This window comes from Caldanaerobacter sp., assembly GCF_049701115.1.
GTDB lineage: Bacteria > Bacillota > Thermoanaerobacteria > Thermoanaerobacterales > Thermoanaerobacteraceae > Thermoanaerobacter.
The window spans coordinates 1-23,471 of sequence record NZ_JBNATX010000029.1; the positions used below are offsets into that span (position 1 = coordinate 1).

General features: G+C 36.8%; 23 protein-coding genes, 1 tRNA gene, 1 pseudogene and 1 other annotated feature. Of the genes and pseudogenes, 7 read left to right on the plus strand and 18 right to left on the minus strand.

Annotated features, from left to right (window positions below; all coding sequences use genetic code 11):
• Positions 1-125 precede the first annotated feature (125 nt).
• The gene (locus ACPLVE_RS08585; protein ID WP_424611150.1) at positions 126-641 is read left to right on the plus strand and encodes a DUF4364 family protein; all 516 of its coding nucleotides are present in this window, start codon (positions 126-128) and stop codon (positions 639-641) included.
• Here the strand turns inward: ACPLVE_RS08585 and ACPLVE_RS08590 are convergent.
• From ACPLVE_RS08590 to ACPLVE_RS08600, 3 genes are all read right to left on the minus strand, one after another.
• The gene (locus tag ACPLVE_RS08590) at positions 628-1,578 is read right to left on the minus strand and encodes a YncE family protein (RefSeq protein WP_424611151.1); all 951 of its coding nucleotides are present in this window, start codon (positions 1,576-1,578) and stop codon (positions 628-630) included. The two genes, ACPLVE_RS08585 and ACPLVE_RS08590, sit on opposite strands and share 14 nt — an antisense overlap.
• 52 nt (positions 1,579-1,630) lie before the next feature.
• Positions 1,631-2,296 (minus strand): hypothetical protein, encoded by a 666-nt coding sequence (locus ACPLVE_RS08595; protein ID WP_424611152.1) that lies wholly within the window; start codon positions 2,294-2,296, stop codon positions 1,631-1,633.
• Between the two features lie 383 nt (positions 2,297-2,679).
• A tRNA-Pro gene (locus ACPLVE_RS08600) sits at positions 2,680-2,754 on the minus strand.
• Positions 2,755-2,951: 197 nt separating this feature from the next.
• Here ACPLVE_RS08600 and ACPLVE_RS08605 point away from each other — a divergent pair.
• Positions 2,952-3,128: a hypothetical protein gene (locus ACPLVE_RS08605; RefSeq protein ID WP_424611153.1), complete on the plus strand. Its 177-nt coding sequence runs from the start codon at positions 2,952-2,954 to the stop codon at positions 3,126-3,128.
• Between the two features lie 38 nt (positions 3,129-3,166).
• Here the strand turns inward: ACPLVE_RS08605 and ACPLVE_RS08610 are convergent, their stop codons facing one another.
• The 6 genes from ACPLVE_RS08610 to ACPLVE_RS08635 form a co-directional block, all read right to left on the minus strand.
• Positions 3,167-3,397 carry a hypothetical protein gene (locus ACPLVE_RS08610; protein WP_424611154.1) on the minus strand — a complete coding sequence of 77 codons (231 nt, stop codon included), beginning with the start codon at positions 3,395-3,397 and terminating at the stop codon, positions 3,167-3,169.
• 48 nt (positions 3,398-3,445) lie between these two features.
• Entirely contained in the window at positions 3,446-4,732 is a 1,287-nt protein-coding gene (locus ACPLVE_RS08615) for a bifunctional folylpolyglutamate synthase/dihydrofolate synthase (protein WP_424611155.1), read from the minus strand.
• A 23-nt stretch (positions 4,733-4,755) separates the two neighbouring features.
• Positions 4,756-5,301, minus strand: coding sequence for an N-acetyltransferase family protein (locus ACPLVE_RS08620; protein ID WP_424611156.1), 546 nt, complete (start codon positions 5,299-5,301; stop codon positions 4,756-4,758).
• A 19-nt stretch (positions 5,302-5,320) separates the two neighbouring features.
• Positions 5,321-7,960: a valine--tRNA ligase gene (locus ACPLVE_RS08625; protein ID WP_424611157.1), complete on the minus strand. Its 2,640-nt coding sequence runs from the start codon at positions 7,958-7,960 to the stop codon at positions 5,321-5,323.
• A gap of 57 nt (positions 7,961-8,017) precedes the next feature.
• Positions 8,018-8,221 (minus strand) — a binding site (T-box leader).
• Between the two features lie 52 nt (positions 8,222-8,273).
• Positions 8,274-8,804: a CDP-alcohol phosphatidyltransferase family protein gene (locus ACPLVE_RS08630; protein ID WP_424611158.1), complete on the minus strand. Its 531-nt coding sequence runs from the start codon at positions 8,802-8,804 to the stop codon at positions 8,274-8,276.
• Between the two features lie 52 nt (positions 8,805-8,856).
• Positions 8,857-10,398, minus strand: a complete 1,542-nt coding sequence (locus ACPLVE_RS08635) for a coenzyme F420-0:L-glutamate ligase (protein WP_424611159.1) — start codon at positions 10,396-10,398, stop codon at positions 8,857-8,859.
• Positions 10,399-10,568: 170 nt separating this feature from the next.
• On the opposite strand from ACPLVE_RS08635, the gene ACPLVE_RS08640 reads away from it, so the two are divergent.
• Entirely contained in the window at positions 10,569-10,991 is a 423-nt protein-coding gene (locus ACPLVE_RS08640; RefSeq protein WP_011025173.1) for a bifunctional nuclease family protein, read from the plus strand.
• A 129-nt stretch (positions 10,992-11,120) separates the two neighbouring features.
• Positions 11,121-11,669, plus strand: coding sequence for a biotin transporter BioY (locus ACPLVE_RS08645; protein ID WP_424611160.1), 549 nt, complete (start codon positions 11,121-11,123; stop codon positions 11,667-11,669).
• A gap of 10 nt (positions 11,670-11,679) precedes the next feature.
• Here the strand turns inward: ACPLVE_RS08645 and ACPLVE_RS08650 are convergent, their stop codons facing one another.
• Both ACPLVE_RS08650 and ACPLVE_RS08655 read right to left on the minus strand, forming a co-directional pair.
• Positions 11,680-12,201: a DUF2680 domain-containing protein gene (locus tag ACPLVE_RS08650; protein WP_424611161.1), complete on the minus strand. Its 522-nt coding sequence runs from the start codon at positions 12,199-12,201 to the stop codon at positions 11,680-11,682.
• 156 nt (positions 12,202-12,357) lie between these two features.
• Positions 12,358-13,251: a DUF2680 domain-containing protein gene (locus ACPLVE_RS08655; protein ID WP_424611162.1), complete on the minus strand. Its 894-nt coding sequence runs from the start codon at positions 13,249-13,251 to the stop codon at positions 12,358-12,360.
• Positions 13,252-13,411: 160 nt separating this feature from the next.
• Between ACPLVE_RS08655 and ACPLVE_RS08660 the strand changes: the two genes are divergently transcribed.
• Together ACPLVE_RS08660 and ACPLVE_RS08665 are read left to right on the plus strand one after the other, a co-directional pair.
• Positions 13,412-14,083 carry a response regulator transcription factor gene (locus tag ACPLVE_RS08660; RefSeq protein ID WP_424611163.1) on the plus strand — a complete coding sequence of 224 codons (672 nt, stop codon included), beginning with the start codon at positions 13,412-13,414 and terminating at the stop codon, positions 14,081-14,083.
• Between the two features lies 1 nt (position 14,084).
• Entirely contained in the window at positions 14,085-15,431 is a 1,347-nt protein-coding gene (locus tag ACPLVE_RS08665; protein WP_424611164.1) for a sensor histidine kinase, read from the plus strand.
• 8 nt (positions 15,432-15,439) lie between these two features.
• Here ACPLVE_RS08665 and larC read toward each other — a convergent pair.
• The 7 genes and pseudogenes from larC to ACPLVE_RS08700 form a co-directional block, all read right to left on the minus strand.
• Positions 15,440-16,611: pseudogene (larC, locus tag ACPLVE_RS08670) on the minus strand (nickel pincer cofactor biosynthesis protein LarC).
• A complete protein-coding gene (gene larB, locus ACPLVE_RS08675; RefSeq protein ID WP_424611165.1) occupies positions 16,608-17,369 on the minus strand; it encodes a nickel pincer cofactor biosynthesis protein LarB in 762 nt (253 codons plus the stop codon). Before larB ends, larC begins: the two are co-directional and overlap by 4 nt.
• The gene (gene larE, locus ACPLVE_RS08680; RefSeq protein WP_424611171.1) at positions 17,362-18,186 is read right to left on the minus strand and encodes an ATP-dependent sacrificial sulfur transferase LarE; all 825 of its coding nucleotides are present in this window, start codon (positions 18,184-18,186) and stop codon (positions 17,362-17,364) included. The genes larB and larE overlap by 8 nt, the downstream gene beginning before the upstream one ends.
• 123 nt (positions 18,187-18,309) lie before the next feature.
• On the minus strand, positions 18,310-20,319 hold the full coding sequence (locus ACPLVE_RS08685; RefSeq protein ID WP_424611166.1) for a methyl-accepting chemotaxis protein: 2,010 nt from the start codon (positions 20,317-20,319) through the stop codon (positions 18,310-18,312).
• Between the two features lie 67 nt (positions 20,320-20,386).
• Entirely contained in the window at positions 20,387-20,896 is a 510-nt protein-coding gene (locus tag ACPLVE_RS08690; RefSeq protein ID WP_424611167.1) for a CDP-alcohol phosphatidyltransferase family protein, read from the minus strand.
• A gap of 45 nt (positions 20,897-20,941) precedes the next feature.
• Complete coding sequence (locus ACPLVE_RS08695) at positions 20,942-21,433, minus strand: hypothetical protein (RefSeq protein ID WP_424611168.1); 492 nt, start codon at positions 21,431-21,433, stop codon at positions 20,942-20,944.
• A gap of 152 nt (positions 21,434-21,585) precedes the next feature.
• Positions 21,586-22,284, minus strand: a complete 699-nt coding sequence (locus ACPLVE_RS08700; protein ID WP_424611169.1) for a YIP1 family protein — start codon at positions 22,282-22,284, stop codon at positions 21,586-21,588.
• Positions 22,285-22,425: 141 nt separating this feature from the next.
• Between ACPLVE_RS08700 and ACPLVE_RS08705 the strand changes: the two genes are divergently transcribed.
• Positions 22,426-23,292, plus strand: a complete 867-nt coding sequence (locus tag ACPLVE_RS08705) for a phosphatase PAP2 family protein (RefSeq protein ID WP_424611170.1) — start codon at positions 22,426-22,428, stop codon at positions 23,290-23,292.
• Positions 23,293-23,471 lie beyond the last annotated feature (179 nt).

Here is a 23,471-nt window from a genome sequence, read left to right on the forward strand (position 1 = left end):
GCGAATCTGAATACATGCAAAAAAAACCTTAAAGAGAGTACGTCTGGTACTCTCTTTCTTTATTGTATATTTTGTGATAGAATTAATTTAAACGCACCACATGTAGTGCAATGTGAGGTGGTAATTTGGCCTACGAAATACAAGAATTAGCGGAAAATAAACTTATAATTCTTTACATTTTGAATAGAATAAACATGCCTATCACAGACGAACAGCTTAGCAAAATCGTCCTGGATAACCGCCTTATGAATTATTTCTACCTAAAACAATACATAGATGAACTTATAGAAAGCGGATTTGTCAGGATAGAGGAAGAAAAGTATCATATAACAGAAAAAGGAATAGAAATTTTAAAACTTTTTTTCACACGAATTCCCTTTGAAAGAAGGCAAAAAATAGACGAGTATATCCTACTTAACAAAGAAAAAATAAAACAAGAATCCCAGTATATAGCAACTTACTACAAAAAAGCCGAAAACCAGTATATAGCCAATTGCAAAGTAGTAGAAAATGGCATTGTATTGATAGAATTAAACATAAACGTAGTAAACAGCGAACAGGCAAAGTTGATATGCGATAACTGGAAACAAAAATCACAGGATGTATACTCATATATAATCAAAGCCCTTACTGGTCAATGAGAAGGCCGGAGGGGTCTTTTTTTGTTTTTATTACCTTATATTTTTCCATACTCATCAGTTCAAATACGTAGACTCTGTCGTCCCCTGAAGACGCTACATAGGCAAAATTGTTGAATATGACAAAATCCAAGGGAGCTTCTCCACAGTAGACTTCTTTCTTTCTTCCACTCATCAAGTCTACTTGGCAAAAAGTATTTGAATAACCACTTAAAATATACAAAAAGTCTTTTTCCTTCGAAATCTTTATGAGTACTTTCCCTACATCTATCTCATTTACAATTCTCAAGTCTTTTAGGTCTATTATAGAAACCTTTCCATTTCCTCCAGAATCAAAACAGTTGTTTGCCACATAAAGATAATTTTCATCCTCTGAAAAAGCTATATCTACTGGACTTGACCTTAACATTACATAATCCAAAATCGTATAATGTTCCGGGTCAATCAACAAAATTTCGCCCGAATTCATATTGCTTATAAAAAACACATTGTGTTTCTTACTGTAGAGTATTCTTTGGGGATAACTTCCTACTTTGAATTGTCCCGTAACTCTTTTTTCCCCTATATCAAAAATACTAACAGAATTAGAATCTGCGTTCACAACGAAAATACACCCTTTGTATAAAACTCCATCCACAGGATAAAGGCCTACATACCAAGATCCTTCAAATAGAAATTTTCCCCTATCTATAAGACTCACTGAATTATCATAACAATTAAGAGTATAAATTTTTTCTCTATCCATATCGAGAATCAATTTGCGTGGGCCACAGAGATATTTAGTATAAACATTTAAAGGAAGGTGCTTATTATTATAAGACTTAACCTTGACATAATCTCTCGAGAAAGTCATAAGGTCAATCCTTTCAACAAAATCTTCTCCCATACTAGCTACATATAGATACAAAAGGCATCCCTCCACATACCAGTATAGTTTCATAATATGCAGAGGAATGCCCACGGGAAACTTTTCTTCTTAAATACTCGAAGTGTTATCCCCCTACTTTCACATAATACGGAGCTTCACAACTTCTTTTTATGTGTATTCTATTTAAAACATCATAAAATGTCATCTCAACATAAACCTTCCCTTCGCACACATATTCTCCTGTACCTGCTATAGGAATCAGAGCCATCTTTAATGTTATATCATTATTGTCTTCTTGATTCTCATTATAAAAAGTTGTAGCAAAAAACAATGAATTAATTTTCCAATAAGCTTCCCCACTATTGGACATGCTTACAACAAAGGGTTCCCCTATTAAATATTTTCTCAAAAGTCCCGCTTTATTGTCGACTCCAGGAACCCATAGACCTTCTCCTTTATTATAAGGAGGCGTAACTTTTACTTTTACGGAAGATAACACTATCCAATTCTCATTTTTGTAAATAGATTGGCTTAACCTTATCTGATACTTCTGCAATTTATTACCTCTATCAACATAACTGGGTCCGTAAATCTCTACTCTAATCCCATTTTCTACATTGTCAGCAAGTTTTTTATCCCAAGCAAAAGAAGTCACCTTATCAACTTGATTCGCGAGTTTAATTTCATTTATGTGTATTATTAAAACATTTACCAGAAGAGCAATAATTAAAATTACAAAAAACATTTTAAAATCTATTTTCATTATTCCTCTTCTCCTTTTTATTTTCATACAAAAGCTTCTAATTTTTATATTAACAAACTTTCCTCTTCCAGTAAAGTACCAAAACCTTCAAAAAATCCTTCTAACACCTTGCTTTTGCAAATCTATCTGTATATTTCTTCTTTTTTTCATTTTTTATATATCACCAATAAAATTTAGTTCCGCAAAACAAAAAAGCTTTTTTACTTTTTAAAATTTAAACAGATAAAAATATCCCTCTTCATTTGAATTGGCGCAATAAAAAATCACCTCATTATTTTTCAATTTTATCAGTGAGGTGACCATGCATCTTACCGATATATTGTTGTCGTTATTCGAATGTTCCAATTACTTTACAACTACACGTTTTTTTAGCCTGTAGGTGAGTCCTGGAACATGCATGATTACTATTATGGTCGGGGCAACAGGATTTGAACCTGCGACCTCACGGTCCCGAACCGCGCGCGCTACCGCTGCGCCATGCCCCGACAGTGTTTATTTTATCATATTCCCTGTATTTTTTCAATAAACAAAAACCCCAAAATAATTGCAAATTTATATGACATATAGGGCTATATTTTAAAAATTATCTTATATTCTGAAATTTTACTTTTTATTCTTGCAATTGACAGATAAATGAATAAGGTATATAATATAAATATCAAAAATGTAAGGGGCGATCCTTATGACATACTTTGAGATAACGATAATGCAGGAATTAAAGCCTATAAAATTCAACTTTTTCACAATGAAGAAGTGTAATGCAATTACGTGCATCCATAATTGCAATGGTTTTTGCTGTGCTTATTCTCAAAATTCTAAATGCGATTTTGAAGAGGAAATCAAAATCCCTGAGCAATAAATAATAACTTAAGCGGTCATTCTGGACCGCTTTTACCATTAGTCTACTATTTTTTCTGCCAATTCGCTTATGCTGTATTTTAACTTTTGTTCTCTAGCAATCCTTAAAAGCCTTAGGTATTCCTCTCTAGCAAAGTCGTACTTTAGTCGAGCTAATTTTATCTTAAGGTAGTTGTCATTTTCTAACATCTCTAAATTTCTCTCTGCTTCTTTCATTGCCTTTAGTGCTTTATCTATCTCCTGCAGCAATGAGTTACCTGTAATTTCCATAACAACCACCTTCTCTTCACGGGCTCTACATCTTTCATTATATTAAAATCATTTTTTATTTAGTACTCCTCTTAACAATTTCCTCACATGTCCTATCATGTAAAGAGAACCGCAAAAAAGGACCATATCCTCTTCTCCAGCCATTTTTAATGCTTCATTTACTGCCTTGTCAATTTGATCTACTGCGAACACACTATTACTAGAAATTTTGCTGGCAAGGTCTCTTGCGCTGTAAGCTCTGTCGCTTAGCGGAGTAGTAGTTATAATTACATCTGCCGCAGGAGTTATGATATTAAGCATTTTATCTACTTCTTTATCTTTGAGCATCCCAATAACCAAAATTAATCTCCTATAATTAAATAATTTTAGGCTTTCTTTCAGCACTGTCATCCCCTGCGAATTGTGTGCACCGTCTATTACTAAGTACGGCCTTTTTTTCATGACCTCTAATCTCCCAGGCCACTTCGCATTCATTAAGCCTCTTTTTATTGCCTCTTCGCTTATCTGATATCCATAAATATTCTTAAGTTTTTGAACGACTTCCACCGCAAGAGAAGCATTATAAATCTGATGAGTACCCAGAAGAGTTATCTTCAAATCCTTAAAATTTTTATAATCAAAAACCTGAAAATCCGAATTTTGCTCTTTTATCACTATATTATTTTTATCCAGGATAGTTAAATAGGCTTCTCTTACCTCACAGGCATCACTAATCACTTTTAAGGCCTCTTCTTGCTGGTAAAAACTTACTGCAACTCCTTTCTTCTTTATTATCCCTGCTTTTTCATAGGCTATGTCTCCTAAGGTATTTCCAAGCTTATCCATATGGTCGTAATCAATAGAAGTTATAACTGAAACGAGAGAAGAAGAAATAGCATTTGTGGCATCAAATCTTCCCCCCAGTCCTACTTCCAGCACTACAAAGTCTACTTCTTCATCATAAAAGTATTTAAAAGCAATGGCAGTGATGACTTCAAACTCTGTAGGGTGATTATATCCTTCCTGCACCATCCTTGCAATTATTGGCTTTATGTACTCTACATAGTAAACGAGCTTTTCCCTGGAAATATTTTCTCCGTTTATTTTCATCCTCTCTTCAAACTCTTCAAGATAAGGAGAGGTATAAAGAGCCACTTTATAACCAGCTTCTTTTAAAATGCTGCTTATAAAAGAAGAAGTGGACCCTTTTCCATTGGTCCCTGCTACATGAATAATTTTAAGATTTTTTTCAGGATTCCCCATATATTCCAAAAGCCTTCTTATATTTTCAAGTCCTAATTTCATGCCGAACTTGTAAGTACTGTGAATGTACTGGATAGCCTCTTCATATGTCATTTGCCCCATCCCCTATTTTAAGTTTATAAAAATAATCCCATTAAAACCTCATCTACATATTCATCGCCTATTTTGAACTGCTTTTTTCTCCTCCCCTCTTCTATAAAACCAAATTTTTTATATAGATGTATGGCTACTTCATTAGTGCTAAACACGCTCAGACAAAGTTTCTCATAACCTCTACTCTTTGCCCAATTTATAGCCTCTTCAAAAAGCCTGGTGCCAATTCCTCTATTTCTAAAGCGCGCATCCACACTTATTCCTATTTCTCCAATATGCTGCACTTTTGGAGACCTTCCACCATAGTAGCGGAAAAGGGTGAGACAGCCTATAATCTCACCCCCATAATCTGCTACGAGAATCAGATCCTTGGTCCTGTCGAGATTTTTAATAAGCTGCCTCTCCTCTTCTTCCGTCCAGTTGAAGCTCTCCGATACTATATACACTTTTTCTTTTCCAACGCTATTTAAAAGTTTGACTATGCCCTTGGCATCTTTTACCTTCGCTTCCCTTATTACAATCTCTGGCTCTTTCTTTTGCCTTTTTAAATTTTTGAAAAGAGAAATCATAAAACTCCCCCTGACAGGATTAGCTATTTAAAAGGCTCAATCTTTCCTCTATGTTCTTTAACATAGCAGTGTACTTTTCAAGCTTTTCCCTTTCTGCATTTACTACTTTTTCAGGAGCCTTTTTGACAAAATTCTCATTGTTCAAAAGGTTTTGAGCTCTTTCAATTTCTTTCAACACCTTTTCTCTTTCCTCTTCAAGCCTCTTTATCTCCTCTTCAAGGTCTATAAGCTCTTCTAAAGGTACGGCTACCAGCCCTGCGGAAATGGCCGCACTCATAGCTTTTTGAGGTATGTTGTCTCTGTTTCTTTCAATTGCCACTTCACTCGCTCCAGCAAGCTTCATTATATAGTTTTTACCAGACTCAAAAATTTTCTCATGCTCTTCTTTCTCAACAGCTATTATTACTTTTGCCTTCTTAGAAGGAGATACATTGGCTTCCGCCCTTATATTCCTTATAGCGCGTATAGCCTCCATTATAATTTCCGCCTTTTTAGCATCCTCTTCAAAATCAAGGTCTTCCCTGTATTTTGGCCATTCTGCCACCATTATGCTTTCCCCTTCATGGGGCAAATTCTGCCATATTTCCTCGGTAATAAATGGCATGAAAGGATGCAAAAGCCTCAATGTATTGTCAAGCACATATCTTAATACAGATTTTGTAACTTTCTTGGCTTCCTCATTGTCGCTGTAAAGGACAGGCTTGCTAAGCTCTATATACCAGTCGCAGAACTCGCTCCATACAAAGTCGTAAAGCTTTGAAGCAGCAACTCCCAGCTCAAATTTTTCTAAATTGTCTGTTATTTCTTTTACAATGTTATTGTATCTGGTCAATATCCACTTATCTGCAAGAGTTAGATTGTCAAGGTACAGATTCGTATCATTTTCATCCAGGTTCAAAAGCAAATACCTGGATGCATTCCAGAGCTTATTCGCAAAATTCCTGCTGTGCTCTACCTTTTCCCAGCTAAATCTCATGTCATTTCCGGGCGCATTTCCTATTACGAGTGTAAAGCGCAGTGTATCAGCTCCATACTTCTCTATAACCTCCAGAGGATCTATTCCATTCCCCAATGATTTGCTCATCTTTCTTCCAAGGGCATCCCTTACAAGTCCGTGAATTAACACATACTTAAATGGTATTTCTTTCATAAATTCAAGGCTCATGAATATCATTCTTGCAACCCAGAAGAATATTATGTCATAACCCGTGACTAATACATCTGTTGGGTAGAAGTACTTCAAATCTTCAGTCTCTTCCGGCCATCCCATGGTTGAGAAGGGCCACAATGCAGAACTAAACCATGTATCTAATACATTTTCATCCTGATGTATGTTAGTGCTGCCACAGGCCTCACATTTTACAGGATCTTCTCTAGAAACTGTCACATGGCCGCAATCTTCACAGTACCAAGCCGGTATTCTGTGTCCCCACCACAGCTGCCTTGAAATGCACCAGTCTTTTATGTTTTCCAGCCAATTTGTGTAGATTTTTTCAAACCTCTCGGGTACAAATCTTATTTTACCCTCTTTTACTACCTGTAAAGCTGGTTTGGCTAGAGGCTCCATTTTGACAAACCACTGTTCAGAAAGCAAAGGCTCAACAACCGTATCACATCTGTAGCAATGACCTACATTGTGGACATGCTCCTCTACTTTCAAGAGAAGTCCTTGTTCCTCAAGGTCTTTCACTATTTTTTCCCTGGCTTCATACCTGTCAAGGCCTTCGTATTTACCTCCGTTTTCGTTTATTGTCGCATTCTCATTCATTATATTTATAAAAGGCAGGTTATGCCTTACACCTATTTCAAAATCATTGGGGTCATGAGCTGGAGTCACCTTTACAGCTCCCGTTCCAAAGGAGGGGTCCACATACTCATCCGCAATGACAGGTATCTCTCTTCCTACAAGCGGAAGTATTAAAGTCTTGCCAATTAAGTGCTTGTACCTCTCATCTTCAGGATGCACAGCTACAGCTACATCCCCCAGCATGGTTTCGGGGCGCGTTGTAGCAATTGCTACATAGCCTTCCTCTCCCTTTACTGGATATTTGATGTACCAGAGATATCCTTTGTGCTCTTTGTGCTCCACTTCTGCATCCGATAGTGCAGTGTTGCAGCTGGGGCACCAGTTTATTATTCTATTCCCTTTATATATAAGCCCTTTTTCGTACAAAGACACAAAGACTTCTCTTACAGCCTTTGAACGCTTTTCATCCATTGTAAAAGCTGTCCTTGTCCAATCGCAGGAAGAGCCAAGTTTTTTAAGCTGGCTTAAGATTCTATTTTCATACTTATCCTTCCACTCCCACGCTTTTTCCAGAAACTCCTCTCTCGTGAGGTCTTTTTTGGTTTTGCCTGTCTCCTCTCTTATCTTATCTAAAACTTTTATCTCCGTAGCTATGCTTGCATGGTCTGTGCCAGGAATCCAAAGAGCCGCATATCCTTGCATCCTTCTCCATCTTATTAATATATCCTGAAGAGTATTATCTAAAGCGTGTCCCATGTGAAGTTCTCCTGTAACATTAGGAGGAGGTATAACAATTGTAAAAGGCTTTTTCTCTGGATCAATCTCTGGAGTAAAAAAACCCTTTTCCATCCAGTAGGAGTAGATTCTATCTTCGAACTCCTTGGGATTATAAGTTTTGGCTATATTTTTCATCTTTCACACCCCTTAAAAGACTTTTGTTTCATCCTATTTAAAAAACCCTTTCACCCATGGAAGGGCGAAAGGGCATTCCGCGGTACCACCTTCATTTATCACTCACGCTGTAACGGGCAAAACCCGATCGGGCTTACTACAATTTCAGCCCGCAGGCTCCAGAGCTACCTTCAGTGTACCTTCGGCGGGACTCCTTTCAGCCCATGGGATGTCCCTCTCTGTAGCCAGTGTACACTTACTCCTCTCCTTCACAGCCCAATATTCCATTTTGATATATAATATATCCAAACTTTTCGAACTTGTCAATAGCCTCTTAAACTCTCCTTCTCAAATTCCTCATACCGTTTAAAAAGCCAGGCACTTTTTCCTTCGGAAAGCGCGGCCAAGTTATGGCTATCAGAAAAAGCAGGAAAGCAACAATCAAAAAGCCATAAAGTGGAATATGCACAAAACTTGTATAAATCATCATAGCATATGGGATAGCCTGAAGCCCTTCTGCAAGAGTAGTGGACGGGAAATAGTAAAGTAAAATTACAGAGCCAATAAAAACCCCCCATCCCACATAAGCAGAAATGTAATTACTAGAAGCAAGGTAATATAGCACTCCTGCAGATACCGTCATATCAGCGTAGAGGTCGTGCTCTCCGATCCAGTCTTTGACTTTTACCTTTGAAGCTCTTGCCAGAAATCCATCAGCGACATCACTAAACCAGGCAGTCATAAGAAGTAAAACCGCTGCCTTTAAAGCTCTTCGACCTTGCAAAAACCCTAATCCCCCAATTATCAAGCCTATTACCGCTCTTAATATAGTAAGCGCATTGGCGGCAATTTTTAAGGCAGGCATACCAATCTCCCCCTTTTATCTTTCTATTTTAGCGCCCGCTCAAAAATTAAATTCAGCCCCTTTTCATGCCTCTTACTATGACAATCGGAGTCCCCTGATCTGCTGAACCAGCTAAAAGGTCTGCAAGCGTAGCCGCTATACTGACTAACCTCCTCGGTGTAGTACCAAGGTCACTCTGCTCCTCCTGATTTTTGTTCAAAATCTCCTCAATTTGTTCTCTGGTGTAGCCCTTGTTATAAAGAGTATCTACAGCAAGTTTAAGTTTTTTACCCTCTCTTAATTTAAATCCCCTCAATCCTACTGAAGACCCTAAAGAAGGATAGGGATCTGCCAATTCGTATATACCTGTATCTGGATCTTTATAGGCTCCATCGCCAAAAATTAATACGTCCACGTCTTTGTTCGTTTTTTCAACTATCTTCTCTCTTATCTTCTCTGCTGTGCCGTCTGCATCTTCGGGAAGTAACTTAAGTACCCCTTTCTCGTAATCAGAAACGTTAGAACCTATTACTCCCCAGGGTGTTGGGCCTATTTCATCTAGCGTTTTTACAGGCACTCTAGCTCCAAAAGCCAAGAAAAGGTCTCTGCGGAACTTTCTCGCATGAACTTCTCCGAGGATTATGCCATCTAAATAACCCATTTCATAAACTTTAAAGGGGTTATTCGTAAATATCACTTCTCCTTTTGCTCCTGCCTCTTCGATGATGTCTAGATATAGCCGCCTGTAATCCACACCCGTTATAGGATGCTTAAACATCTCATTACCAAGTTCTTCAGAGTATATAGCTTCATCGTCTGCAAAAGCATCCAGTTTGTCAGCAAAAGAAATCTGATATATCGGATTCTCCTCTCCAGAAACATATTTTAAAGCATCAAAGAGAACAAACTCTTTCCTTCCAAGGTCCACACCTGCAGCAAAGGCTTTACGAGCTTCAGGCATGTCTGCTAAAATCTCTACAGCTTTCTTTGCCGCCTTTTGATGGTCTGTAAAAGTGACTTCTAAAGGAGCAATCAACCCCTCAGGAGTTTTAACAGTTATGTCTGATAGGCCTGTTCCTAAAATTTTTCTCATGCCCACAATGCTATACCCCAAAGACTGGAGTATTAAAGCAGTTATCACTTCTCTGATCAGGATATTCAAATGAGGTGTACTTCCTCTAGCAGAAGTCAAATGCTTATACACAGTCTTGAGACCAAGGCGAATCCTAGCCATTTCCGGGTCTATTACTTGATTGCCCACTTCATCTGATGGAATCGGAAAAGTAACAATCACTCTTCCACCTTCAGTCGCTTTGGCTATTGCCTTCAAAACAAGGGCAAACCTGTTTCTGCTGGCAATAGGGTACACAACCGCTAAAGTACTTTTGGGGTTCAATCTGAAACCTTCTTTAATCATATTAGCCAGGTCATCACAATTTAAATATCTATTTTGAGACCTTGCTACCACTGCTTCTGTTACACAGACTATGTCTCCATCTTCAACTATACCTTTGACTGCTTCCGCAACAATTTCTGAAATATCATCGTTTGGTAATATAAGCCCTGTTTTTACAGCTAAAGCCTGAGCTACAACCAATTCATTCTTTTCTAACATCTTACCACCTTCCTTCTTTAGCCCTTGCTTTTCTACCTAAAATTTCTATTCCAATTAAAATTATACCTCAAATCCTTTGATTTGACTATATAATTTATCGGACTAAATTTGTATAAGTATGATATAATGATATTAAAGGAAAGTATTGCATTGAAATCGAGGTGTAAAAAATGTTGAGATTTAATGTAAAGGCAATCACCATGGACGTCGAGGGAAATTTTTCTGTACTTCTTACAGATGAGAATGAAAAAAAGGTGTTGCCAATAGTGATAGGACCATTAGAGGCTCAAAATATTGCGATACCTCTTCAAGGAATAAAACCCCCTAGACCTCTAACCCCTGACTTGCTAAAATCGGCCATCGAAGAATTGGGTGGAAAACCGGAAAAAGTAGTCATAACAGACCTTAAAGATGACACCTATTACGCGGAAGTTCACATAAAACAAGGAGATAAACTTATAAAATTAGATTCAAGACCAAGTGATGCCATAGCTTTAGCTGTTCGCACTGACATGCCTATATATCTAAACGTAAGACTTGCAGAATTTACCTACGATATGGCAGATCTAAAATTTGAAGATAAGAATGAGTAATTCATAATCCCCCTTTTAGAGGGGGATTCTTTTTTAGAAAAATAGTTAACCAATTTTAAAAAATAGTTGACAATTTGAAACCCAAAATTTATAATATAGCCATGAAAATCCTATTAAGGAGGCAAAAAAATGATAAAAACTAAAGACATGACTATGGCATCCTTATTTGCTGCCATAACTTTCATAATGGGATTTGTAAAAATACCCTTACCTTTTTCGCCAGTACCAATAACAGGTCAGACATTCGCGGTTATGCTCGCAGGAGGACTTTTAAATCCTGTCCCTGCTTTTTTGAGCCTTTTCGTCTTTGACCTCTTAGGAGCAGTAGGAGTGCCGGTCTTTTCCGGCCTAACTGGTGGAATAAACGTCATCGCAGGACCTACAGGAGGTTACATACTAAGCTGGCCCTTCGCCGCTTTATTCATCTCTTTGACCTTGAAGAATAGAAAGGTAAACTTTTTTAACGTACTTCTTTCATATATTCTATTTGGAATACTACTTGTATATATTGCGGGAATATTGCAATTATCTTTTGTTACAGGCATATCTTTGAAAAAAGCCATTATGGTAGGAGCTCTTCCTTTTATACCCGGAGATATAATAAAAGCCATTGTAGCATCTTACTTGACTTTAAAACTAAAGCCAGTAATGGAAATATATAATAAAAGACAGGGGTAATCCCTGCCTTTTATCTACCTCCTCTAAATTGTCCTTTGGCTCCAAAACCCTGACCAAAACCACTCATTTTCCCAGCATTACTTTTGCCATAACCTATTCCCAGCCCTAATCCAGAGCCTTTACCATACTGGCATGTTCCATTCCAAGAGTTCATTCTCTGCTCAATATTTTGCTTCATGAGAGTAGCTCTCTCCTGTGTTATTTTGCCTTCTTTTACTAGCTGGTCTATATAAGCTTCTTTTTGCTCGATTAGTGCCTTCTTCAGGCTGTCAAGTGTTATCCCATTTTCCTCTGCAATTTGGACCATTGTCTTTCCTGCCTTTAACTCATTCAAGATTTCGTCTGCACTTTTCCCGGTCAATTTAGCTAGAAAATCTGCATTCCTGCTCATGCCATACCTTGGAGCCTCACTTGAATACTGCTTTGTTTGTGGAACATTCATCGTGCTGCCATTTGTCGCAGCATAAGCTGCCACTCCACTTAAAAGCATTCCTCCTGTAAGTACTACTGCTATAGTCTTTTTAAAATTCATCTTAACACCACTCCTTTTTTTATTTTTTGTTGTTACATTTATATAATACCCCTTTAGTTTGAGCAACCAATAATGAAATTGTGAAAAAGCTGTGAGCATTTTCACATAATAATGTGAAGTTAAAAAAATAAATAAAAAGGTGGCAGAAGCCACCCTTTATATTGAATTTCCACTCGCCTGAGGTACTACTAGGGAATCGCTATTTTTCTCAAACCATTTGCCTTTAAATCTATTTTCAAAACTTCTTTTTCCTTCAAAATGCTTGAAAAAACCCTGAGGCAATCCATTTTGCTCTATATTCTTTACCATCTCATCAATCCTATTTTTGATTGTATTTCCTTGATCTTGTGTGATTGTTCCAAAGCTTACAAGCTTGTCAACTAGCTGTTTTTGAAGCTGTGCCATTTGTTTGAAATAATTGATAAGCTCATTTTTCTGCTGTTCTGTTAACTTCGATGGGTTAATTCCCTTTAAAATAAACCCAAGCCCGTCCTTTCCACCAAACATAGCATGTAAATTCTTCTTATTGTTAGCTACTGCATTATTTATAGCATTTATAATTTTATTTGCCTGGTCCTGAGTAAGAACCCCTTCAGATACCAGTTTATTTACCAAATTTTTCTGAAGTTCAGCCATTTGTTTGTATATATCTTCCAAAGCCTTTTTCTGTTCATCTGTGAATTGTGATGTGTCTATTCTGCCTATTCCAAAAAATCCTCTGTCAAATCCCTTTCCGCCCATGAAGAAAGGAACGTTGTTTTCATTTGCCTTAGAAACTCTTTCATCAATGTTTTTAATCATATTGTCTGCCTGCTGCCTTGTTATAAGCCCTGCATCCACAAGCTTGTTCACAAACTCTTTCTCAATATCTGCAATTTTTTTGTTGTAATCGTAAATCATCTGTTTTTGCTGAGGTGTCAATTTAGATGTGTCAATCCCAAAAAAGCTCTTAATTTTTGTTCCAGCCTCAGGATTTGCAGCAAAAACTGTAAGAGGAATTGCCAAAGCAAGTATTACCGCTAATGCAATTAACCACTTGTTTCTCTTCAAGTTAAAGTACCTCCTTTCAATAATTTTATTTTCATTATTTATGATATCCCTAAAGTATGACACATTTTTTTAAAATCTGTGAGGAAAGTGTGAAAGTTTAATTTAAAATATTGTAAACTTGCCGAAAAAAAAGTAAACTAAAATTGGGAGGTGTTTTTTGATGCACAAAGTTCTGGTAATTGAAGATGAAGAAGGAATGAGAGATATATTAAAAATTTATTTAGAAAATAATGGATATCAGGTGTTAACAGCAGAAAATGGAAAAGAAGGCCTTGACCTTTTCAACGAAAACAAAGATATAAAGATAATCCTCTTGGATATAATGCTTCCTGACATAAGTGGATGGAGTATTTTAAAAACAATAAGAGAAACATCAAAAGTTCCAGTGATGATGATAACAGCAAGAGGAGAAGAATACGACAAACTTTTAGGCTTTGAATTGGGCACAGATGATTATGTAGTAAAGCCCTTTAGTCCCAGAGAAGTAGTAGCCCGTGTAAAAGCAATTTTATCAAGGACATACGGCTCTCAAGAGGAAGGAAAAACAGAATATCAAGGAATTGTCATGGATGTTCATTCAAGAGAAGTCACTGTTGATGGCAAAAAAATTGAACTCACTCCAAAAGAATTCGACCTTTTAAAACTTTTACTGGACAACAAAGGAAAAGTCGTATCCCGCGAAAAATGTCTCAATGAAGTCTGGGGCTACGATTTTTACGGCGATTTAAGAACAGTCGATACTCACATAAAACAGTTAAGAGAAAAATTAGGTGAAAAAAGAAATCTCATAAAAACCGTATGGGGAATAGGTTATAAATTGGAAGGTGACTGATTTGAAGGGAATAAGGAAAAAACTTTTTATATCATACCTTTTAATAGCTTTAATAGTACTTTTGCTTTTCTGGTTGACACAGGTGGTTCTCATAAATAAGATATACGAGTATTACAAGATAAATCAATTAAAAAGCTACAGCGAGCAAATAGTTCAGGCCATAAATAATAACAATGAAATGCTAATAAGCGAACTCATAGATAAATCAAACGCAAGAGTAATAGCAATCACAGAAAACAACATGGTAATAGCCGGAAACAATAGAGGACACGGAATGAGAGGGCTTGGAATCCCTGAAATGCTATTGAAACCTACTAACACTACAAAAGTTATAAAATATGAACACCCATTTCTCCATATAGAATATCTCTCAATTGTGAGGCCTTTTCTGTACAACGGCAAACCCGCTATCTTGATTATGAGCTTGCCTGAGGCTTCTATAAACGACTCTGTCAATCTCTTTAAAGAAGTCTTCTGGTGGATCTTCGCACTCACCATAGTCTCCACTCTTGTCGTGTCCAGCTATATGTCCAAAAAATTCACTCGCCCAATACAGATTCTAAAAAATGCAGCCCATGAAATCGCTTCAGGAAATTTGAACGTAAAAATAAATTACAAAGAGGAAGATGAACTGGGAGATCTGGCAAAGTCCATGAACACAATGGTAAAGCAGCTTTCTATAACAGACAGGTTTAGAAAAGATTTAATTGCAAACATAAGCCATGACTTAAAAACACCTCTAGGTTTAATACGGGGATATTCAGAAATGCTTTTAGATTATTATGGAGAAGACAAAGAAAAAAGAGAAAAATACTTAAACACAGTAATCAAAGAAACAGAGAGGATGACAAAGCTGGTAGACGATGTTCTGCAGCTTTCTAAACTTCAATCGGGAATGGTAGAAATAAAAGAAGAGACAATTGATTTAGAAAAATTAATATTTGAGACACTGGACATATTTGAAATTCAAATTTTAGAAAAGAACATTGAAGTAAGACTTGAAAACTTGAAAGTTAAAGTCGTAGCAGATAGAGAGATGATAAAAAGGGCAATAATAAACATAATAAGCAATGCTATAGCAAGCATGGAAAATGGAGGAATACTTTCTATCACCGCAGAACTTCAGGATAAAAATGTCCTCATCAAAATATCAGATACCGGATGCGGAATACCGGAAAAAGACCTTGAGCATATATTTGATAGATTCTACAAAGGAAATAAATCTGGAACAGGACTTGGCCTTGCAATAGTGAAAGAAATACTTACCCTACATCAAAGCGATTTCGGAATAAGGAGCAAAGAAGGAGAAGGAACAACTTTTTACTTTACTTTAAAAGCGGGGAAATAGCCCCGCTTTTAAGATTTAAAAAACTTATCTTCTATTTCCTTCATGATAGCCCTGTAAACATCATTTATCCCCTTACCTGTTTTCTTTGAAGCAGCTTTCACATCCTCATACTCGGGATAGGCTTTAATGAGCTTTCCATTAAAATACCCTTTTTTGACTCTTATATTCCCATAAGGCGTAGTAATTTCTTCAACTTCTCTGTCCAGCTTGTGCCTTAACACTTCATAATACCTTATTCCAAAGGTAGTAGTCTCTTTGAAAATCACCTCTTTTAACCTTCCAACCTTCTCCTCTTCACATATAACTGTAATAAGAGCACCTGGCCTCTGTTTTTTCATGATTACAGGTGTTAAAAAAACATCTAAGGCTCCATTCTCAAAAAGCTTATCAAACAAATACTGATAAAACTCGGGGTTCATATCGTCTATATTTGTCTCTAAAACCGTCAAGGTCTCAGGTTTTTTTTTATTTCTTCTCCTACGTAAGTCCTCAATAAATTGGGTATCTCAAGGTCTCTCATACCTGCACCGTATCCGACAGAATGTATCACCATATCTGGAATACCACCAAACTCGCCCGCCAGAGTCTTTATAATCACAGCTCCTGTCGGAGTTACAAGCTCTCCCTCTATATCTATGCTTTTCACCGGGATTCCTTTTAAAAGCTCGGCAGTAGCAGGAGCTGGAACAGGCATAAGTCCGTGCTGCGTGTGTACAAATCCCGACGTTACAGGAAGAGGAGATGATACAATTTTATCGGGGTTTATCATATCAACTAATATGGCCGTTCCTATTATATCCACAATAGAATCAACAGCTCCTACCTCATGAAAATGCACCTCTTCCACACTTCTGCCGTGAATTTTCGCTTCCGCTTCAGCCAGCCTCTCAAACATTTCAACGCTTAATTTTTTTACCTTCTCAGAAAGCTCACTTTTTTCTATAATTTCTTTTACATCTTTTAAATGCCTGTGATGATGCTTCTCCTCCTGATAGATTACTTTGAAAGTTTTCGCGCTTATAGTATTTTTGCGCGTTGTATTGATCTCAATATCAAAATCTTTCAATGCGATCTTCTTTATTTCCTTTTTAAACTCCTCTTCATCCACATGATTCAGCAAAGAAGCTATAGTCATGTCTCCGGAAATCCCTGCAAAACAGTCAAAATAAAGTATTTTCATTTTTCTTCCTCCCCTATCTTATTTATCAGAGTGGCTGCGTAAGCCGCGCCAAAGCCGTTGTCAATGTTAACAACTGTTACTCCGCTAGCACAGGAATTTAACATTGCCAAGAGCGCTGAAAGCCCTTTGAAATTCGCACCATATCCGACACTTGTCGGCACAGCAATCACAGGAGCACTCACTAGCCCACCCAGCACTGTGGGAAGAGCTCCTTCCATCCCTGCCACTGCAATTAATACCCTGCACTTTCTTATTTCATCTAGCTTGTGAAGCAGTCTATGTAATCCTGCAACTCCTACATCATAAAATCTCTTTACAGTATTCCCCATAAGCTCAGCAGTGACAGCTGCTTCCTCTGCAACAGGTAAATCAGAAGTACCAGCTGCAACTATCCCTATAACTCCTTTTGTCTTTTTTAACGGGGTATTCTTCACAGAAATTATTCTGGCCTCTTCATAATAGATAGCCTTATCTATAACCTCTTTTACTGCTTCAAAATGCTCTCTTGATGCCCTTGTACCAAGGACATCCACCTCTTTTCTATGCATAGCCAAGGCTATTTCTCTAACCTGATAAGGAGTCTTTCCCTCGCAAAAGATAACTTCAGGAAAGCCTTTCCTCAGCTCTCTGTGATAATCAACCTTTGCAAATCCAAGGTCTTCGTACGGCAGATTCTGAAGGATATTTAAAGCTTCCTCCTGTGAAATTCTGCCCTCCTTGAACTCCTTAAGAACTTCAAGTATCTTTTCCTTATACATCCTCTACTCCTCTCCTCTTAGGGTTAAGACTGCCAGTCCTGTAGCCTTCAAGGTCCAAAGCCACATATTTAAATCCTGCTTTCTTGACCTCTTCCACCATTTTCTTCCTAATATCTTCTTCAAAAACTCTTTCCATATCTTCTTTTCTTAACTCTATCCTAGCCACATCCCCGTGATATCTCACTCTAAATCCATCAAAACCTAAACTCTTTAGACTTTCCTCTGCCTTTTCAACCATAGAGAGCTTCTCATAAGTTATTTCTTCTCCATAAGGAATTCGCGATGCAAGACAGGCATAAGAAGGCTTATTCCATGTAGGAAGGTCCATCTCTTTTGAAAAAAGCCTTATTTCTTCTTTGGTTATCCCGCAATCCAAAAGAGGACTCAGTACGCCCAATTCTTTTAATGCCTTTCTCCCAGGTCTAAAATCATTAACATCATCCGCATTAGTCCCTTCGACAATGTAATAAAATCCTCTTTCCTCCGCAATATCCTTAAGCTTTGAAAACAGGTTTTTCTTACAAACATAGCACCTATTCAAAGGATTAGACTTAAATTCCTCTATCTCAAGTACCTCCTCATATCTAACCACCAAATGGGGAAAACCCAAAACCTTCGCTAATTTTTTACTTTCTTCTATCTCCCTTTTAGGATGCAGGGGTGTTGAAATAGTGACGGCCAGCATATCCTCTCCAAGCTCTTCATATGCGACTTTTGCCAAAAAAGTGCTGTCTACCCCTCCAGAAAAAGCTACTAACACCCTCTTTAAATTCTTTACATAGTCTCTTAACTTCTCCAGCTTCTTTATATGCTCTATACTAACACCCCCCTATGGTATACCCATATGCTGCGTATAATTATTTTAACACAAGAATGAAAAGAAACAAAATGAAAAATTGCTTGAAGGTAAAAACCTCCAAGCAACTCTCTTGTCCTTCTCTCAAATCCTAAAAACCTTCACAGCTTCTTCTAGTTCTAATGCCACCTCTTCTAAGTTTTTTGCAGCGCTCTTTAAGTCTTCTACTGCTGAGAGCTGTTCTTCAGTGGAGGCGCTCACTTCCTCTGTCGCAGCAGCTGTTTCTTGTGAAATCGCCGAAATGTTCTCCATCGAAGCAACTATTTCGTCTTTCTTTTCCTGCATTAGGTTCATGAGAGAATTTATTTCATCTATCCTTTTAGTCACATTGTTTATGAAATCTTCAAATTCTGCAAAAGCAGTTTGAGTCCCTTTTACCGCTTCGTTTTGTCTTACAATGCTTTGATCTACGTTTTGCATAGCTTCTACAGCAAGACTTATCGCACCATGCATTTCCTCAATTATTTCTTTTATTCGGCTCGTAGACTCAGCCGACTGCTGGGCTAATTTTTTTACCTCTTCTGCTACAACAGCAAATCCTCTGCCTGCTTCACCTGCTCTGGCTGCTTCTATTGCTGCATTCAATGAAAGAAGATTTGTTTTATCAGCAATTTCTTCTATTACAGAAGTGATGGCAGTTATTTCTTTAGAACTTTCTCTAATCCTGCTAATAGTTTCAAAAACATAAACTGCAGCCTTATTCATCTCTTCTGAACTTTCTTTTAAAGCCTGCAACCTTTCCAATCCTTTTGCCTTAACATCATCAGCCCTTTCTGAATACAGCCTAACCTCTTGCGTAGTTTTTAAAACCTTATCTATATCCTGTCCGAATTCAGAAACTTTTTGCACACTAGCTGATATTTCTTGTGCCTGGTCATTTGCTCCTTTTGCTATGTCTTCCACAGCTTTCGCTACGTCTTCAACAGCACTGGCAGTGTTATTGCTTATCTCTTTAAAATTCTTTGATGCCTCTATTAGATAGCTGCTCGACTCTTTAACCCTTTTGGCAATCGCCTTTAAATTACTTACTGTCTCGTTGTACTCCTGCTCCAGGACTCCAAATTCATCGCTTCTCTTCACATCCACAGACGAAGTTAAATCCCCTTCTCTAAGTTTTGACATCGCTCCCATGACTTCATAGATAGGCCGCGTAAAACTTTTTGCGAAAAGATATGCTGCCAAAAGAGCAACAACGGAAAACACTATGATTATACCAACAAAACTTCTGTTAATCTTTGAAACAGCAGAAAGATAATCAGATTTATTCACAACACCCACTATCTTCCATCCAGTTATAGGATTTGTATTAAAAATTATTACGCTATCTGCCCCCTCGAATTTAGACTCTAAATTCCCTTCTTTACTCTTCATAATCTGCTGCCCTATGGCTTGTTTACTTAAATCCGCTCCTACCAACTTTTTACCAGAATCCACAAACACTATACCATTTTTATCTACTAGAAAAATCATACTTTTTTGTCCGATTTTTACATTCTTTAAAAGGTTCTCTATCCCATATAAATTTAAATCCATACCCACAACTCCTACTGCTTCATTCGTAAGAGGATTTATAACTGCTTGGGACACAGAAATAGCATAATTTCCTGTAACTTCATCTTTATATGCATCGGTCCAAAAAGGGCTCCCTTTTGCTTCCACAGCACCTTTATACCATGGCCTTGAAGTAGGATCAAAATCAGGGTCTAAATTCACATGTGGAAAAGTATAAATTTTTTTATCTGCCGTTCCATAATACACTAAAGAAGCATTTGGAGTCATGTTCTTTAAATTGATCAACATACTATCTACTTTGTTACTGTTCTCCTCTTGAGACGTTCCAGTTGACAACAGGTTGTAATCACTTTTCGCAAAGTAACTCAGTTTGCTAGCAGTATTATCAAGGTAAAGAGTCATTTCTTGATTTACAGCAGATACACTATTTAGCAAATTATTCAAAGTCAAATTGGAAATCTCCTGAGAGGAAAATCTATACGATATGTATCCGCTCAAAAGCAAAGAAATAATCACAATTAATACAACAACTAGGCTCAGCTTTGTCTGTACTCTATATAACCCAATTGCTTTCTTATTCAATTTTTTATTCCCTCCTGCGATTAATCTATATCTTTTATATCGTCCTGTACGATGAAAAAGTTTAATTTTAAATAGTTCTTTTAAAAAACTCAAAAGCATAAACAAAAAATGCAACAATCGCCAAGCTTAATGCCAAAATCATTAAAGTTAGGCTGTAAGGCCACCTGAAAAGAGAAAAAATTATGGCAATATAAAAAAGAAGAGTTGCAGCTTTCCCATAAACATTAGCTGATATGGCAATTCGCCGTTTTCTGTAAAGAAAAGCCGCCCCTAATATCATTGTAAATTCCTTTACAGCTAAAACTCCAATTATGAAAAAAGGGATAAACCCTTTAACCCATAGACTCGTCAAAACAGTTAAAACCATAAGCTTGTCCGCAAGGGGATCTAACAAAGTCCCGAGCTTAGTTACCTGATTAAAATGTCTCGCAATATATCCGTCCAATATATCCGTTATTCCAGAAAGCATAAAAATAATAGCCGCATAGACATTCCCTTCTGGAATGTAAAAAAAAGCATATATAAAGCCGGGTATTAACAAAAATCTTACTAAAGTTAAAATATTTGGTATATTCATTAAGACACCCCTTGCGTTTTAAACTTTTAGAAAAGTAAAAGACCCTTATCGGGCCGCATTTAAACTTAACGTATTATTATCAATAGCCACCTTAAAACTATACCCATCTTCTTCTTTCTTAAAATCCTCTATTCTGCTAAAGCATTTTGCAAAAATTAGACTCTTTGTATGAACTTCGATATTTCTTAAATTGTACTTCAAAGCTGTACTCTTAAGAAGCAGATCTACTATTTCCTGAGCAGTATCTATTTCTATATTTTCCTTTTTTTCAATGTAAATATACATGCTACTTCTTTTCTGCTGCCAGTCGATATCGTAAAGAACGCAGAAGCCTAATTTTTCACCTTCTTCCGTTTCCAAAACGAACATCTTGCGATTTTTACCAAAAGGTATATTCAAGACATTGTCTTTCTTTCTCGATATTCTAAATAAATCAATCAAAAATTTAACCACATTAACATCCTGCAACCAAAGTGAAAAGGCCTTTTTGTCTTTCTTTTCTAAATCTTTTATCAGTACTTTTCCATTTTCTCTCATATCAACACCACCCATCTATATTTTTATATATTCTTTATAAGTTTCAAAAATCCTGCTAAATTTAAGAAAATAATTTTCGACAAATAATAAAAACAAAAAGAGGGACAAAGCCCTCTTATTTTGCAAAATATTAAAATATGTTTCTTTGATAATTATTGCATGGGCGGCATCCCTCTCATTATATCGGAAAATATTCCCAAAAAAGCGCTTCCTAAGATTAAAATTACTATAATCCCAATTACTATTACCACTATCGCGGGCAGAAAAAATACCAGTGTTGCGTTACCTGTACTTAATTTGTAATTCTCTTTTATCGCTATAATATTTAAAATAGCAACCCATACGAATACTCCAATGGAAACAATTATACTTATAATAATTCCTCCAGCACCACTTACTTTCGTTATAATAGGAGAAATCAAAGCAGAAAAAATGCTTGGAAGAACAGAAAAACATACTGCGGAATAAAGCCCCCTGCCTGTTCCTAAAATTACTTCTTCTCTTTCTTCGTTTTCCTCCTTCCAGTACATTTCTCCACCCAAAACCTCGGCTATAAAGTGATATATAGCTGCATTCACAAAATACAGTATGGGATTTATAAAAATGCTAGCAAAAACGATAAATACAAAAAACAAATTGTTAAAATGATTAAACCCTGGAGTATGAGGTAATCCCGGCTCTGTCAAGGAAACCTGTCCAAAAGGCCCTAACTTGAAAGCTAATAGAGATGATAAAAGTCCTACTAAAATCAAAACTAACACGCCTTGCCACACTGGTTTTTTTCTCACTATGTCTGCCATAGTCTCTTTTGGTTGAAAAAACACGCCATAAATTCTTTCAAAAAAATTCACTTTTACAACCCCCTATAAAATTGTTAAATTTAAACTCTATTATTTACATTTTACCACAAGTTTTATTAAATTTGTGTTAAAAAATTTTTTATTGAAGGAAATCGAGTTTTTCTGGTGAATTATATATATTGAGGTGATAAAATGCAAGCAGAAATATTAAAAGCCATACAGACTATCTCTAACCCTTTACTGGATTATCTTTTTATAATAATTACAATGCTTGGAAGTGCCGGCTTTTACTTTATTTTCATCCCTCTTTTTTACTGGTGCATAGACAAAAGATTTGGCTTAAAACTTGGCCTCATTTTAATAGCATCCATCTATATAAACACCGTTATAAAGGAAATAACAAAGATTTCCCGCCCCATAGGATATCCTGGAATACGCTCAATATTTACTCAATCTGCTGGAGGTTATTCTTTTCCCAGCGGTCATGCACAGGGTTCTGCAACCTTCTGGGGAACTTTAATGGTCCACTATAACAAAAAATGGCTATGGTATGCCGGAAGCCTTATAGTTATTCTCGTATCCTTTTCAAGAATGTACCTAGGGGTTCACTGGCCTATAGACATTGTAGGCGGAATATTGATTGCCTTCTTGATAATAGTGCTAAGTGAACTTATTGACAGTATTATTAAAGAAAACACTTTAAGAGTTCCCTTTTATTTGAAAATATTGCTTTCGATTGCAATCCCTATCATACTTGTATGGATTTTCCCGCATAAGGATATATATGAACACATGGGACTCGTAGCTGGTGTTTTAACAGGTTACTTCGTAGACAAAGAAAAATTTGATTTTACTACTCATGGAACTTTTTCGAAACAGGTAATAAAATTTTTAATAGGGGTTGTCGTATTTTTTGTTCTAAAAGAAGGGTTAAAATTTATTATGCCTTATGAAAATGCGTTTAACTTTTTAAGGTATAGCCTTTGTGGAGTTTGGCTTTCTCTAGGAGCCCCTTATACATTTTTCCTCCTTAAACTAAATGACAAAAAAATCGCATAAAATTAAAAGCCTCCACCAAAAGTGGAGACTTCAGACTGTTGACAAAATAAAGAAGTGGCATTTTGTGTGTAAATGCGACTTGTTGTCAAAGCGGTAACTAAACTTGGCGAACTTGAGGAGTGAGGGCGGGGCGAGCGAAGCGAGCGGCCACCTGAGCCTTTTGGCGAATTGGCCGGTAC